A 13,679-nucleotide genomic window follows, 5' to 3' on the forward strand; every position below is an offset into this window, starting at 1 on the left:
GAATGGTGCGTTTGCAGCAGCCTACTGATTTTTCAGTTGCTCCAGTGCAGGCTGTAGCGTGGGATAGTTGAAGGTGAAGCCGTGATTGATTGCTTTGGAAGGAAGCACACGCTGGCCTTCCAGCAGAATCTCGGACAGCTCGCCCACAGCAGTTTTTAGCAGAAACGCCGGAAGGGGGAACCAATGCGGGCGATGGTAGACCTTGCCGATCATCCGTCCGAACTGTTCATTAGTGACCGGCTGTGGAGCTGTGGCATTAACGGGACCCTCGATCTCAGGCTGGAGAATGCAGAATTCGATCAGGCGCACAATGTCTGTAAGGTGAATCCAGGACATCCACTGCTTACCGGTGCCGATTTTGCCGCCGAAGCCAAGCGAGTAAGGCAGCTTCATTTTGGGAAAAGCACCGCTCTCATTGCCAAGCACAACCCCGGTGCGCAGCTTGACCAGACGGATACCGGCATAGGCTTCATCCGCAGCCTCCTCCCAGGTCTTGACCACCTCGGAAGGGAAATCGACAACCCGGGTCTCGGAAGCTTCGGTATAGGTATCCTGCACCGACGTACCATAAATGGCGACTGCTGAGGACTGGACGATCACGCTTGGCTTATGCTGGAGTGAATTCAGCAGCTTACCGGCAGCGGCAACGGTTTCAAGACGCGATTCCATAATCGCCTGCTTCCCCTTAGGGGTCCAGCGCTGGCTAAGCGAAGCTCCGGCAAGATTAATCAGCGCATCTGCGCCTTCTGCCGCTTCAGGATTGGCGGCCAGGCTGTCCCAGGTGAGATAGCTAAGCCCCGGATGATCCAGTTTGTTCTCGGGGTTCTTGCGCCCGACACTGATGATCTGATGTCCGCTCTGCAGCCAATATCCGGTAAGCTCGCTGCCGATGAATCCGCTGCCTCCGCAAATGATATATTTCATAGGGGTTGCTCCTTAATATGCTTTATTTGACCAGATGCTTGTAAGGCGCGTAGTCAATGCCGTTCTTCTCCAGGAAGGTGATCAGGAACCTGTTGTCACGCCGGGGCGTAGCAATAATGTACCCTTGGATACAGTGCTCACGGGTAACCTCGGTTGCTTGGCTCTCTACAGCAAGCTTGCCGATCTCAGCAGCGATAGAGTGCTTGGCAATGTCACGGAACGGGCTGGGCACCGGCTGTACAAGCTGGTCCAGAAAAGCTTTCATCTCGTCGCTCCACAGCGGACGGCTGCGTTCCACCCAGTAGTTCTGCCAGTCCAGCTTGGATTTGCCGTCAGCCTTGGGCAGCACCTTCAGAAATTTGCGGAACATAAAATAGCCGCCGATGCACATGCTGCCCAGCAGTAAAAAGGTCCAAAATGCGATAGAGTTCATAAACCAGTTGCTTGGAGACGTTGACAATAAGCTTGAGGGTAAATGGAAATGCATGAATACACCGCCTTTGACAATGATGATTGTCACTTTCCTTTTGCTCCTCTTGAGTATAGCGTATTTCCTTAAGTTTGCGAAGCGGAAGCGGCCTTCCGGGGCTTGCCTAGATTTATTCTTCCGATCACGGTAGAATAAGGGTTAATTCGTGAAGGAAAGAGGGAAATAGGCATGCTGAAAATAGGTTCACATGTGTCCTGCGCGGACAAGGGTCTCCTGAGCGCGGCCAATGAAGCAAATGAGTACGGATCTACCTCGTTTATGATATATACGGGAGCGCCGCAAAATACGCGCCGGAAGCCGATTGAGGCGATGTTCCCCGAGGAAGGCAAGCAGAAGATGCGCGAGAATGGTGTCGGAGAGATAGTGGTTCACGCTCCTTACATTATTAACCTGGGCTCCTATAAAGAGAATACCTACCAGCTGGCAGTAGATTTCCTGCAGGAGGAGATCCGACGGACCCATGCGCTTGAGGTCAAGCATATTGTCCTGCATCCGGGTGCATTCACTGATAAGGATGCTGATTACGGCATTCAGCGTATTGCAGACGGCCTGAATGAGGTGCTGGGCGGTACGAATGAGACTGATGTGCATATCGCACTGGAGACGATGGCTGGTAAAGGCACAGAGATCGGCCGCACCTTCGAGGAGCTCGCCTCTATTATAGATAAGGTCGAATTTAATCAGCGGCTATCGATCTGTCTTGACACCTGTCATATTCATGATGCAGGATACGATATCGTGAACGATCTGGATGGGGTGCTGAAGAAATTCGATGATACGATCGGCCTGGAGCGCCTCGGCGTGATCCATCTTAATGACAGCAAGAACCCGCGCGGAGCGGGCAAAGACCGTCATACTCCGATTGGCTCCGGCTACTTAGGATTCGAGACGATCAACAATGTAGTCCAGCATGAAGCACTCGCAGGTCTTCCGTTTATTCTGGAGACACCCTGGATCGGTAAGGATGCTAAGAAGGTTCGTCCCATGTATGAAGTAGAAATCGCCCTGCTGCGCGGTAATGTCGCTGAACGCTTCGGTGCAGAATTCCTGCAGGAGCTGGAAGAGCTGCATGCTTTTTTTGCCAAGCAGGAGCTGGATTCCCGCCGTTATGTGCTGGATGTGTGGGAGCTGCTGAAGAATGACGCCAAGGCCAAAAAAGCAGACCCCCGTGAACCGCTGGAACGTCTCTATGATCAAGTCATAGCTGCCGGATTATTCCCTCAGCTTAGTGAGGAAGCCGTTAATCACCGGCTGATCGCCTGGCTTGCAGGCAAACAACTGCTCGTGAAGGCATAGACCCGCATAGATAACGCAAGCAGATGAGAGGATGAACGGAGAACTATGGAATTACATGTGAAGAGAGAGCATTCAACAGGCAGACCTTATCCCGACCGGGCACGTATGCTTATATCTTGTCCTGATGGACCGGGGATTGTAGCGGCGGTATCGCATTTCTTGTATCAGCATGGCGCGAACATCGTGCAGTCGGACCAATATACGATGGACCCGGACGGCGGAATGTTCTTCATGAGAGTAGAGTTTGACCTGCCTAAGCTGGATGAGCGGCTGGAAGAGGTGCGTAACATCTTCGGCGGTGTTGCCGAGCGCTTCAAGATGAACTGGCAGATCTTCAAGGTGAGCCATAAGAAGCGGCTGGCGATCTTCGTCTCCAAGGAGGACCATTGTCTGGTGGAGCTGCTCTGGCAGTGGCAGGCGGGCGACCTGGATGCAGATATCGCGCTTGTGGTCAGCAACCACACCGATATGCAGGCTTATGTGGAATCCTTCGGCATTCCGTTCCATCATATTCCTGTTACCGCTGAGACGAAGGCTGAAGCTGAAGCGCGTCAACTGGAGGTTATCGGTGAGGATATCGATGTGATTATACTGGCCCGGTACATGCAGATTATCTCTCCTTCATTCATCGAGCATTACCGGCACCGGATCATCAATATCCATCATTCATTCCTGCCCGCCTTCGTCGGCGGTAAGCCTTACGCCCAGGCCTATCAGCGTGGAGTCAAGATCATCGGGGCGACTGCCCATTACGTGACTGAGGAGCTGGACGGCGGGCCGATTATCGAGCAGGACGTGCAGCGGGTCAGCCACAGCGATGATGTGAATGAGCTGAAGCGCATTGGACGTACCATTGAGCGGGTGGTTCTGGCCCGTGCGGTCAAATGGCATATTGAGGACAGAATCCTCGTGCATCACAACAAAACAGTAGTATTTAATTAATCAGCCTGATCTTGCAGTCAACGTTATAACCACTCCGGTAAAAGTCAGCAATCCTGCGCAATGCAGGAGATATAGAACATCGTTCTGGCCTGACTTTTACCGGTATTCATCTTCAGCGGGAGCTTCCCGCAGCCTCAGGCTTTACCAACCTCACAAGGATAATCTAATACAATTCTCAACCACTAAGGTGAAAAAGCATTTTGCCGGCATTTTGGACATAAGCGCCAAGATGTATTTTGCTATGTGCAGAAATCACATTCAAAGGGGGTAAAGGGCTTGTCAACAAAGCGCGGACGTCTATTAAAACGCAATTATTTCTTCGCCGGACTCATCCTGCTCATCGGCTTCGGCGGACTGCTCGGCTATGATCTGTACTTCAAGCCTTATGTACTGTCACAGACCGTTGTCAAAATCAAGGTGGATGGCGGAGGCTTCCTGCCGAAGAATCATGAGCTGACAGCAGAGAATCTCTATCTGGATTCCGTACAGACCAAAGACATCCCGGTAGGGGTCGTCCGTAGTCTGGAGCAGGTGGAACAGAAGATTACGAATGTCAATTTGACGGATGGCAGCATTCTGACCGAGTCGCTGGTGGATGTAAGCGAGCTGGAGCCACAGCAGGACGAGGGGATTTTTCCGATTCCCAAAGACGCCATCTATGCCATCAACGGTTCTCTCCGCAGCAGGGATAAGGTAGATATCTATCTGGTCGAAGGAGACTCGCCTGCAAAAGAACGCAGGGAATACAGTCCGGCTGCTGCTGCATCCGTAGCTACTCCCGGAGGGGGGCCGGCTTCAGACGCTTCTTCCCTGCTGGAAGCAGAGGTTCTGCCCGAGGTGCCTGCGCGCAAAGTATTCTTGAGCGGAGTAACTGTAAACTATGTCCGTACGGAAGATAACAACGATGTACTTGACTCGGAGAATGGCAACAACAATAACCGCTTTACTTCGACAGGGAAGGTGGCGGCCCCGGAGCTGAAGTTGAAGAAGAGCGATGGTGAGCTACTGGGAGCTTATCTTGAACAGGGCAAGAAGCTATGGATTGTCCGGGTAGAGTAGAAGAGCAGACAGAAGGGAGGAGGAATGAACTTGAGAATATTCAGTCTGGGTATAGATCAGCTGACCATCAACGAGATTAAGCTGGCAGGCTTCACCGTTATAGCACAAAGTGTGCTGCCGGAGCCTGAGCATGCCGGAGGGCATCTATTAATGGTAACTAGCGAGCAGGTGCCGGCAGTGGAATTAAGAGAGCTGAGAGGGAGGTATCCGGACTCTTCGATTTTGTACATCTATCTGCAAAAAGGGGTGCGGGGTTACCAGGCTATACATATGCAGTGTGAGAGTCTGGGCATATCTTTCATGCCCCCGCGCACAACCTCAGCGGCAATCATCGATAAGCTGCGCTATATGCTCGAAGATGAGCATAAGGAGAGCGGTAATGTAGTAGGGTTCTTCGGCTCGGGGCCAGGTATTGGCTGCACGAGTATTGCCAAACTGTTCGCGAGGAGGACTGCTGCTTCAGGGCTGCGGGTGATTATGCTGGGGCTCGACCTGTACGATCCGGGCTATGACCGGAAAACGGCGGTTAGTCTGGACAAGCTGCGTCCGCGGATTACCGGTAAAATGCTGCATGATGAGGACTTCAGCGCGCTTGTGAAGCAGGAAGGCTATGCCTATCTGCCCGGGAACTTCGATTATCTAAGCGCCCAGGATTATCAGGAGGAGGAGATCGAATATCTGCTGGCGAGAGCAAGTGAAAGTGCGGATGTGGTGATTGCTGATTTCGGGTCGATTCCCGAGAGCGCCGCGTGGTATGTGGGGATGCAGAAGTCGGTTCTGCACATGATCGTCACACACCCGCGGCATGAACATAGGCTGCAGCCCCTGCTGGAGCTGGCCGGACACATGGACCTTCATCCGCAGGACTTCCAGTGGATTATCAACCGCAGCAATGTGGAAGAGCTGACCTCACCGAAGAATCTGGCCCTGCGTTTTGGCAGCGAGCTCCTGCTGGAGCTACCGTATTATCCATCTTTTCCAGAGAGCCTGCCGCTGGGGAAAAAAGAGCTTCAGCAAGTGGACGATAAGGTCCACGCATTGCTTGTATCACTGGGCCTCGCCCAGGAAACCCGTAAGAAGGGGATATTCCAATGATGAACAACAAGGATAAAAGCTTGCCGTTGCTACAGAAGCGGGTGTTGTCCGGATGGGCTCCGCTGGACCCTGAACAGGGCAGGCGGCAGGAGCAGCGGGATGAGAGTTTACGGGCGGTGTCTGGACTCGCGGACGGAACGCAGAGCAGACGGCTATTTTCACTGAAGCAGAGTGTACTGCGAACCAGCAAACCTGGCAAAGAAGACTTCTACAGCTTCCTGCACACCATGAAAAGTGAAATGAACGCCGGGCTGGAGCGTGAGGATGACGGGTATTTCGAACTGAATGCGAAGGCGCTGGTTGGTGATCCGCAGGCAGTCAGCTTTTTCATGAACGAGATTGAGAAATATCTGCGCAGGACCCCGTTTACCGGAAAAGTGCCGGAGGCTTACCGCACAGCCGCTGAAGCGCTGTTTCATGAATGGAAGGGCTTCGGCCCCGCCTACCGCTGGTTCACAGACCGGGCCTACAGCGAATCTACCGGATTGCAGATGATCGGACGGCAAATTTTTTATAACCATCAGGGCAGGTTTGTAGCGTATCCCTATGAGATGCCTTCGCTCGACCGGGTGGAGCAGCTTAAGCGCTCTCTCCTCAAAAGCGATCCGGGCAAGAAGCTGAACAAGGATAATCCTTCTGTTGAATTCAAAATGGATGATCCCCTCTGGCCCGGCCGGTTCATCCGTCTAGCTATCTGGGTCTCGCCAAGGGTCTGGGAGGGCTTCACTACCATCTCACTGCGGCGGCAGGTCGTGGAATTTCTGGATCTGGATGATCAGGCCGGTACGGAATGTATTCCTGCGGAAGCGATTGAGCTGATTCGTGCGCTTACCGGGACGTTTCGCAACACGATTATCGCGGGGGCCGTAGGCTCGGGTAAAACCACTTTTGCCAACACGATTGTCGGCGAGCAGCTGCTCGGCTCCTCTTCCTGCATGGGCGTTGTGATGATCGAGAAGCATCCGGAGTCGATTTTACCTTATCAGATCAAAGGCCACCGGATTATTCCCATTCAGGCTTCCAATGAGGAATTGATGGAGGTTGGAGTGGAGTCGCTGCGGCATGACCCGAACATTCTCTACATGACAGAAATGAGATATAACGAGTGGGAATTCTATCTGTGGAGCGGCGAGAAGGGCTATGACGGCATTACGGGCACCTTTCATACCGTAGATTCGGAGGATATTCCTTATCAGGGGGCGTTCGCTGTATCTACGCGGATTGGCGGCAGTCTGAAGGGGCATTTAATCTCAGCGCTGAAATCCTGTGAGCTGGTGTTCATTCTGGAGAGTGTTCCGGATGGTAAGAAGCGGCTCGCACGGATCTCCGAGGTCTTTTATGAAGAGGCCAGTAATTCGGTCTTCGCGAACGATCTGATGCGCTGGGAACCGGAGCAGGCGGGCTGGACCTATAATGACAAGCTGACCCAAGCGCTGATCGCGAAGATGAAGAAGAAGAATGCCAGAGCGGCACGGATGCTGCTGCAAGAGCTTGGACATCTCGCTGCACAGAAACCCATGACTGATCCGCTGAAGGAAAGTCTAAAGTCCAAAATCGTTTTGAATGAATGAGAGGAGGGAGTGCCTGTGGAGCTGCTGTTCTATATCATCCAGTTTGTGCTTCATCTGCTTGTTGCAGGCGGACTCTGGCTGCTGGTCAAGCCGTTGATCGAGCGGCATCTATGGCAGTGGGGGCAAAAGCTGGATCTGCGGATGAATCTGCGAATGAGCTTGTTCGGCAAGAGGGTCAGCAGCGCGAAGAGGAAAATGTGGCTGTACCGCCATCTGGATGATCTGCTGTATTTTGCCCATAAGCGATACGAGCCGGGCATCAGTGTGCTGCGCTTCGTCACCCGTTCGGGGATGCTGTTCCTCGGGGTATTCCTGTCGAGTCTGCTGACCCTTAGAGAGCTGCCGGGGCAGATGAGCTTCAGCAATCCTTTTCTGGAGGGCATGGTGTTGAATGACGGTGCACCTGTGGCGAATGCCTGGCGGCTTCCCTTGTTCCTGGCGGTTCTCTCGGCCTGTATTCCTTATCTGCGGATGAGATATGCCTATGCCCAGCGCAAGGTGCGGGGGAGCTACGATCTGCTCGATGTGATCAAAATCGCCACCAAATTCACGCATTTGTCTGCGGACTCCATTTTGTCCAAAACCAGTGACTTGCTGCCGGTGGAGAATGTGCTGAAGACGCCCTTGAGGCTGCTGGGGGCAGCGTTCGCTGGCTATAGCAATGAACAAGAGCTGAATGAGGAAGCCGGGCGTTTTGCTGGAGCGATTGGCACGACGTTTGCCGTTGAGTTCGTATCTGATCTGCTCTATTGCGAGAAGGAGGGCACCCGTTATCTCAAAAGCTCGCTCATGACGCTTAACCGCTCCATGGAGCTGCAACGGGAGACTATTCTGACAGTAAAGGCCAGCAGCAGGGATGCGATCAGCCTGGGACTGTACGGTAATCTGATTGTGCTGGTATCTTCTGTGGGAACGTTCATGTACATGCTGAAGCCGGATGTGTATTTCAAATTGCAGTTCGAAACAACGATTGGACTTACATTTATGATGGTGATCCTTACGGGCTTATTCATCTCGTTCATGATCAGTACCATCCTCGCCAGACCCAGACTGGACTACCATTAAGGTGATGAATGATGGATAGATTACTACTTTTGATAGCTGTAACAGGTATTGTGTATCTTGCTTTGTTGGTCTTTGTCAGCAGTAGCAGCCGTCAGGAACGGTATGTGCTCCGTCTGGGCCAGCAATGGAAGGCCTTCGGTGAACGTGTGCACAATGAGCGGCTGCAGCAAATGCTGGGCCAGAGCGGACTCTCTATCTCCGCAGCCAAAATCACATTATTCCGCTATACGGCGGCCTTCCTCTATCTGCTGGTTCAGGCAACGGGAGGTTTCGTGCGCTCAGAGCCAATGTCCATATACGATCCTCTGATTGCGCTGCTGATTCTTGTAATTACCAGTCCGCAGCGGGTGCTGCCGTTCGGTTGGGTGCTGAGCTGGCTGCATCAGAAGACGCTGATTCAAAAGGATGGGGAGCTGATCTCTTTCATCCGTCTTTATGAGAACAACCGGCTGCGCAAACGGGGATATGTGGAATTTGGCGCCTTCTGCGCCGGGACGGCCAACCATTTCAGTTATATCCGCCAGGATCTGTATGAGCTTTCGGAGCGGGCGGTGGATGAGGGAACGGAGCGGGCCATTGAATGGTTTTGCAGCAAATTTCCCGAGAACCACATGTTTATCAATGATATCCGCTCGATTCTGCTGGCGACAGAAGGGATGGATGATGACCATGAAGCAGCGAAGTATCTGCAGGAGCAGGGCAAAATTATCACCAAAATCTCTAGTGACCAATATCTGAAAAAGTGGTCCTTTATTGGGGACATTTCCACGATCATTAATGTTGTTCCGTCAATCGCTACCTTTCTGATGATTGTGTCGCTGGCCATGCAGTACATTATGCTGATCAAAGGGAATTTTAACGGCGTAGGGATGTTCCAATGATCAATTTAGGCAGGCTGACAGCAAGAAAAAGAATCAAATGAAATTTTTGTTATATCCAAGCAGCTATTTAAAATATAAAATCAAAAGGGAGATATTAACAATGAAAAAAGACGCTATTTCGACTGGTTTGTTTATCGCTATCGGGTTCCTGTGTGTGGCTATTGTAATTGCTGTATTGATTCCTGTAGTACGGGACGTAATCGATAAGGCAGATGACAACAGACCTGAAATTCCGAAGGTTAGTCTGGTTCAGCCCGCAGATTCTGTGAAAGCGGCAGTAACGTACACAATCGCTGGTCCCTTGGTTTAACCGAGATGAAGAAGGACTCGATTTCCGTCGCGCTGTTTCTGGCTATTGGCTTTGTGATTGCCGGGATTTTTATCGCTGGTGCTACAAGCATCATAGGCGGCAGCCAGGATGATATTATCACCCATGTCAAAGCTGTCGAGAAGTATTAAAAGGAGGCGCTGCGCTTGAAGGCAACCGTCCTCCGGGCCTTGTTCATGTGGCTGGTGCTGTTCATTATCCTGCAGCCGATTTTTACGTACATCGATTATCTGCTCGATCTGCAGGTCAAAGCCAACACCTCGTATATCACGCAAAAGGCAGCGACAGAAGGGATGATCACTGCCTCCATGAAGGCTGAGGTCATCTCGAACCTGAAGGCTGTAGGTTTTCCTGAAGGCTCGATCAAAATAACCAGCGGAACAGAAGTGATTCTTGAGCGCAAACAGCGGATTGATGTATATGTGACTGCGCCGCGGGTGAACCTGTTTCCCTACAATTTCTCCGGCGTATCCCAGCCGACCCAGTACTATGGACATGGCTCGATCATGAGTGAATATCTCGATTAATTAAGGGATGAAGCTAACCTATGGATTATATTATTAAGCTGGCCTTTGTCCTATTGATCTTTATTTATTCCTGGTTTTTTCAGATTCAGAATCAGGAATGGGACCAGGTGCGCAGCATGCTTAAGGATGCCAATAATATGGCTGTCCATGACGCATCACAGGAGTTGAACGAAGCAGCGAGGGCCCAAGGCCGGCTGGTCATAGACCCCGCTGAGGCTTATGCCACCTTCCGCCACACCCTGCAGAGTAATCTGGGACTGGATGACGGCTTATCCCCCTTAGCGGGGAGCCGGCTTCAGGCTCAAGTGAAGATCGTCAAGTTCGACATCGTGGATGAATCTACGGGTACTACTTTTCCAATGCTCTATGAGGACAGTACTTACGGTATCACCAAATACATACAAGGTCCTTCGGTCATCGCCATTATTCAAACGCAGCATCCGGTGCTGGTCTCCAGAAGCAAGGTCCAAGAGGCCATCACGGTACCGGCAGTTCAGGAGTATAGAATGAACCGGTAAAAGCATCCGGCTGATGCGGGTGATAAAGGTGCAAAACTATGAAAACTAAGGGAGAGTTTAATTATGACGAAGTTGAAGATTAGCAAGACAGTGGCGGGGAAAACCGCAGTAAAAGCTTTTCTGGCAGTGGCGTTGTTGGCCGGTCCGGCTGCTGGTTCAGCAGGGGATGTTAGTGCTGCGGGGGTGAAGGCTACGGCGGCTCCGGTGATGACAGATAACTTGGCTAAATTCGGACTGAAGAAGGCAATGGACCTGCCAGTCACTCTTGAATCGGAAGGATTGAGTTATACACTTCATAAGATTATGATTTATGATTTTAAGTCTCCTGAGGTGAAGAAGCTTCAGAAGATGTATGGGTTTCAAAACTCTACAGATATCATCGATAGCCCAAAATACTTTATATGGACAAAGGTAACTTTAGAAAACAAAACGGGCAAAATACTTATCGGTAGTGGATCTGATATTGAAAGAATTGTTCCGCTAAGATTTAAAAGTGGTACAGTTACTGATCCGATTTGGCCAAGAAAATATGCTGCAAAAACAAATAGTGCAGAAGCTTTGTGGAGTTATAATCTAAAGCCAGGTGAGAAGATTACTTCATATCTTGGCTACGTCTATGCTGATGATTTTAATTTTTTTGTGCTTCGTATGTTTTATGGAAAAAAAGTCGTTGAAAAGTTTGTGGTTCCAGAATGAAGAAGTTATTTTGTTCTTTATTGGTCTTAACTTTCCTTACAACTCCTTTAATTCAAGTTAGAGCTGTAGAAGCAGCAGAAGCAAGAACTGCTACCATCTCCATCCCCATTAACACAGGTCTTATTGGAGAAGAGTATGCGGCTAAGTCGTATACTCTTGATTTACCAATCGGGGTAACAGCAGCTTCTATTAATAGCAGCACTTTAAAATATACAGGTAGCAATACACTGGTTGGGGGAATTACTCTTGAAAATGGGGGGGTAAATTTAAAATTAAATGGTGTATCAAATCCGAAAACTATAAATAACTTGACTGGATTTCGCGCTTCTTGGAAGGAATATTATATTGCAAATCCTAGTAACTCTATTTGGAGATATTCGGATGGAAGACGTTGGCAAATTAATGAGTATAATGAAGCAACTGATGGAATGAAGACTTATGATAAGCCTTCTGAAGATTATTCAAATCCGTCCTCTCAACCTCCCAGAACTGTTGTTTCTGCTGCTCCGTTTCAGTCGATTGATTATGTGAAATGGTATAACGGATCACAAAACAATGTTATAGATTCGAAATATATAATTGGTAATACGATTACACCACACTTTGATTACGTAAATTCCTCAACAACGCTTAAGGAGACGAAATTTAAGAATAATAGGATTATTGTTAATTATGCTATTCCGTATTTTGTTAATTCTGCTGGTGAAACAGTGGAGCAGAAATATTCAAACCAAGATGCAGATGCTTCTCATCCCCTCGTAGGCCAAGCTCAAGGAAGAAAATATGAAGTTCGAGCTGCCTACTACTACACCGCCGACGCCAAAGTTCCAACCTACAGCTACAGCGGCAGCGTATCCTTTAGCTACACGCCTATCACCGAACCCACCCTAGACGGCGGAGTAAGCATCCTCAAGCCTTCGCCCAATCCGGCGAAGTTTGAGGGGAAGGACACGGAGGTATCCTTGAGAGTCAAGGGAGACCTTTTGGCTTACGATAATTCATCTAACATCGATGAATGGATATTTTATGCGAAGGAGACTGGCTCAAGTGATGTGAAGACAAAGAAGGATTATGGCAAGGTTTTGAACAGCACGCAGACCTTCGATAATTTTGTCATCCCTAAGAGCAGGGGAAGCAATGTGAAGCAAGAGTATACTCTTACCGTTACCGTGCGGTTCATAAAGCCGGTAGTGACCGGGAATGGCACCGTTTCATCTCTGTCCAAAACAATGAAGGCAACCGTAGAAGTCTCAGACTCTCCTGCCCCCACAACACCACCGCCAGCCAATAACAATAAGCCGCCTAAAGCGGTACTCGATGTGTCTGAAGAGGTCATGGCAGGGGAAGAAACCTTGATCTATGGTAAGGATTCATATGATCCAGACGGAACGATTGTAGATTATAAATACAATACCCCTGGAGCTGTGGAGCCGGTTAGTGGTCCGTTCGGCTGGACCTGGTATCCGTTAAGTGCTCTCGGCCAGCATTCCGTGCGCCTAACCGTAACGGATAACGGAGGGTTGACCGGGTCAACCAGCGCCAAATTGGTTGTCATCCAGCCTATCCCTAGAGCGGAAATCTTCATAGACGGAACCAAAAAACAAAACCGGAAAGTTACCTTGGTAAGCAAAAGCCGAAGCCCGGAGCATTATCCTATTGATGAAACGAAGACGCTGTGGACCATTTCACCGGTTTCCGGCGGAACTGCCGGAGATATTAAATACTTGGGGAATCTCTCAGGGATGAACATCAAAGATGTATTGTTTAAGAAGCCGGGGACATACAAAGCGACCCTAACAGTAACGAATACTGCCGGGTTTGGCGACTCTACTAGTATGACCTTTGAGATTGTTCCCGATGAACCGCCTGTTGTGTATATCTCGGTTCCCAATAAGATTTATCGAGATCCTACTCAAGGCAATATCGCCAGCGCTGCGCTTACGGATATGTCCTTCTCACCGGATTATGATTTTCTGGATCGCCGTATTTGGGAGTACAGATACGATTCCAATAACGACGGCAATTTTGGGGATGAAGCTTGGGTGATATTCAGCAATGAGAACAAGACAGTCTTTAATTTGCAGTTGAGCAGTGTGGGTAGATATGAAGTGAAGCTTACCGTCATTGAAGAGTTCGATCAGCCAACCATAGCAGAATTGGTTACGGAAGCTGACCGGAGATCTGCGGATTCCTATAGCAGTGTTCCCGCGCAGCCCTTGGCAGAACGAGTCGTCGAGGTGTACAACCGGGCACCTGTTGTGGACTGGTCGTGGTAAATGAAGGAGAA

The 13,679-nt window shown here is 50.1% G+C and carries 15 protein-coding genes; 13 read left to right on the forward strand and 2 right to left on the reverse strand.

What is annotated here, in order from left to right; translation table 11 throughout:
• Positions 1 to 21: 21 nt before the first annotated feature.
• A complete protein-coding gene (locus NST04_RS29215; protein WP_341187381.1) occupies positions 22 to 924 on the reverse strand; it encodes a TIGR01777 family oxidoreductase in 903 nt (300 codons plus the stop codon).
• A 22-nt stretch (positions 925 to 946) separates the two neighbouring features.
• Complete coding sequence (locus tag NST04_RS29220) at positions 947 to 1,411, reverse strand: DUF2621 family protein (protein ID WP_341188079.1); 465 nt, start codon at positions 1,409 to 1,411, stop codon at positions 947 to 949.
• Positions 1,412 to 1,582: 171 nt separating this feature from the next.
• Between NST04_RS29220 and NST04_RS29225 the strand changes: the two genes are divergently transcribed.
• The 13 genes from NST04_RS29225 (at position 1,583) to NST04_RS29285 (ending at position 13,668) form a co-directional block, all read left to right on the forward strand.
• Positions 1,583 to 2,710 carry a deoxyribonuclease IV gene (locus NST04_RS29225; RefSeq protein ID WP_341187382.1) on the forward strand — a complete coding sequence of 376 codons (1,128 nt, stop codon included), beginning with the start codon at positions 1,583 to 1,585 and terminating at the stop codon, positions 2,708 to 2,710.
• Positions 2,711 to 2,755: 45 nt separating this feature from the next.
• On the forward strand, positions 2,756 to 3,652 hold the full coding sequence (gene purU / locus NST04_RS29230; protein WP_076082422.1) for a formyltetrahydrofolate deformylase: 897 nt from the start codon (positions 2,756 to 2,758) through the stop codon (positions 3,650 to 3,652).
• A gap of 276 nt (positions 3,653 to 3,928) precedes the next feature.
• Positions 3,929 to 4,711, forward strand: coding sequence for an SAF domain-containing protein (locus tag NST04_RS29235; RefSeq protein WP_341187383.1), 783 nt, complete (start codon positions 3,929 to 3,931; stop codon positions 4,709 to 4,711).
• A 30-nt stretch (positions 4,712 to 4,741) separates the two neighbouring features.
• Positions 4,742 to 5,806, forward strand: coding sequence for a hypothetical protein (locus NST04_RS29240; RefSeq protein WP_341187384.1), 1,065 nt, complete (start codon positions 4,742 to 4,744; stop codon positions 5,804 to 5,806).
• Positions 5,803 to 7,377 carry an ATPase, T2SS/T4P/T4SS family gene (locus NST04_RS29245; protein ID WP_341187385.1) on the forward strand — a complete coding sequence of 525 codons (1,575 nt, stop codon included), beginning with the start codon at positions 5,803 to 5,805 and terminating at the stop codon, positions 7,375 to 7,377. The genes NST04_RS29240 and NST04_RS29245 overlap by 4 nt, the downstream gene beginning before the upstream one ends.
• A gap of 15 nt (positions 7,378 to 7,392) precedes the next feature.
• On the forward strand, positions 7,393 to 8,442 hold the full coding sequence (locus tag NST04_RS29250; RefSeq protein ID WP_341187386.1) for a hypothetical protein: 1,050 nt from the start codon (positions 7,393 to 7,395) through the stop codon (positions 8,440 to 8,442).
• An 11-nt stretch (positions 8,443 to 8,453) separates the two neighbouring features.
• Positions 8,454 to 9,323, forward strand: coding sequence for a hypothetical protein (locus NST04_RS29255; protein WP_341187387.1), 870 nt, complete (start codon positions 8,454 to 8,456; stop codon positions 9,321 to 9,323).
• A gap of 100 nt (positions 9,324 to 9,423) precedes the next feature.
• Positions 9,424 to 9,633, forward strand: coding sequence for a hypothetical protein (locus NST04_RS29260; RefSeq protein WP_341187388.1), 210 nt, complete (start codon positions 9,424 to 9,426; stop codon positions 9,631 to 9,633).
• Between the two features lie 5 nt (positions 9,634 to 9,638).
• On the forward strand, positions 9,639 to 9,782 hold the full coding sequence (locus tag NST04_RS29265) for a hypothetical protein (protein ID WP_155991580.1): 144 nt from the start codon (positions 9,639 to 9,641) through the stop codon (positions 9,780 to 9,782).
• Between the two features lie 15 nt (positions 9,783 to 9,797).
• Complete coding sequence (locus NST04_RS29270) at positions 9,798 to 10,178, forward strand: hypothetical protein (protein ID WP_341187389.1); 381 nt, start codon at positions 9,798 to 9,800, stop codon at positions 10,176 to 10,178.
• 20 nt (positions 10,179 to 10,198) lie between these two features.
• A complete protein-coding gene (locus NST04_RS29275) occupies positions 10,199 to 10,696 on the forward strand; it encodes a hypothetical protein (RefSeq protein ID WP_341187390.1) in 498 nt (165 codons plus the stop codon).
• Positions 10,697 to 10,759: 63 nt separating this feature from the next.
• Complete coding sequence (locus NST04_RS29280) at positions 10,760 to 11,392, forward strand: hypothetical protein (RefSeq protein WP_341187391.1); 633 nt, start codon at positions 10,760 to 10,762, stop codon at positions 11,390 to 11,392.
• Positions 11,389 to 13,668 (forward strand): hypothetical protein, encoded by a 2,280-nt coding sequence (locus NST04_RS29285; protein WP_341187392.1) that lies wholly within the window; start codon positions 11,389 to 11,391, stop codon positions 13,666 to 13,668. The genes NST04_RS29280 and NST04_RS29285 overlap by 4 nt, the downstream gene beginning before the upstream one ends.
• Positions 13,669 to 13,679 lie beyond the last annotated feature (11 nt).

Source organism: Paenibacillus sp. FSL H7-0756 (assembly GCF_038006765.1).
In the GTDB taxonomy this organism is placed as follows: domain Bacteria; phylum Bacillota; class Bacilli; order Paenibacillales; family Paenibacillaceae; genus Paenibacillus_AQ.

Bases quoted from the DNA above. Each gene is read 5' to 3' on its own strand.
- NST04_RS29215 (WP_341187381.1), bottom strand. From the start codon at position 924: ATGAAATATATCATTTGCGGAGGCAGCGGATTCATCGGCAGCGAGCTT.
- NST04_RS29220 (WP_341188079.1), bottom strand. From the start codon at position 1,411: ATGCATTTCCATTTACCCTCAAGCTTATTGTCAACGTCTCCAAGCAAC.
- NST04_RS29225 (WP_341187382.1), top strand. From the start codon at position 1,583: ATGCTGAAAATAGGTTCACATGTGTCCTGCGCGGACAAGGGTCTCCTG.
- purU (WP_076082422.1), top strand. From the start codon at position 2,756: ATGGAATTACATGTGAAGAGAGAGCATTCAACAGGCAGACCTTATCCC.
- NST04_RS29245 (WP_341187385.1), top strand. From the start codon at position 5,803: ATGATGAACAACAAGGATAAAAGCTTGCCGTTGCTACAGAAGCGGGTG.
- NST04_RS29255 (WP_341187387.1), top strand. From the start codon at position 8,454: ATGGATAGATTACTACTTTTGATAGCTGTAACAGGTATTGTGTATCTT.
- NST04_RS29260 (WP_341187388.1), top strand. From the start codon at position 9,424: ATGAAAAAAGACGCTATTTCGACTGGTTTGTTTATCGCTATCGGGTTC.
- NST04_RS29265 (WP_155991580.1), top strand. From the start codon at position 9,639: ATGAAGAAGGACTCGATTTCCGTCGCGCTGTTTCTGGCTATTGGCTTT.
- NST04_RS29275 (WP_341187390.1), top strand. From the start codon at position 10,199: ATGGATTATATTATTAAGCTGGCCTTTGTCCTATTGATCTTTATTTAT.
- NST04_RS29280 (WP_341187391.1), top strand. From the start codon at position 10,760: ATGACGAAGTTGAAGATTAGCAAGACAGTGGCGGGGAAAACCGCAGTA.
- NST04_RS29285 (WP_341187392.1), top strand. From the start codon at position 11,389: ATGAAGAAGTTATTTTGTTCTTTATTGGTCTTAACTTTCCTTACAACT.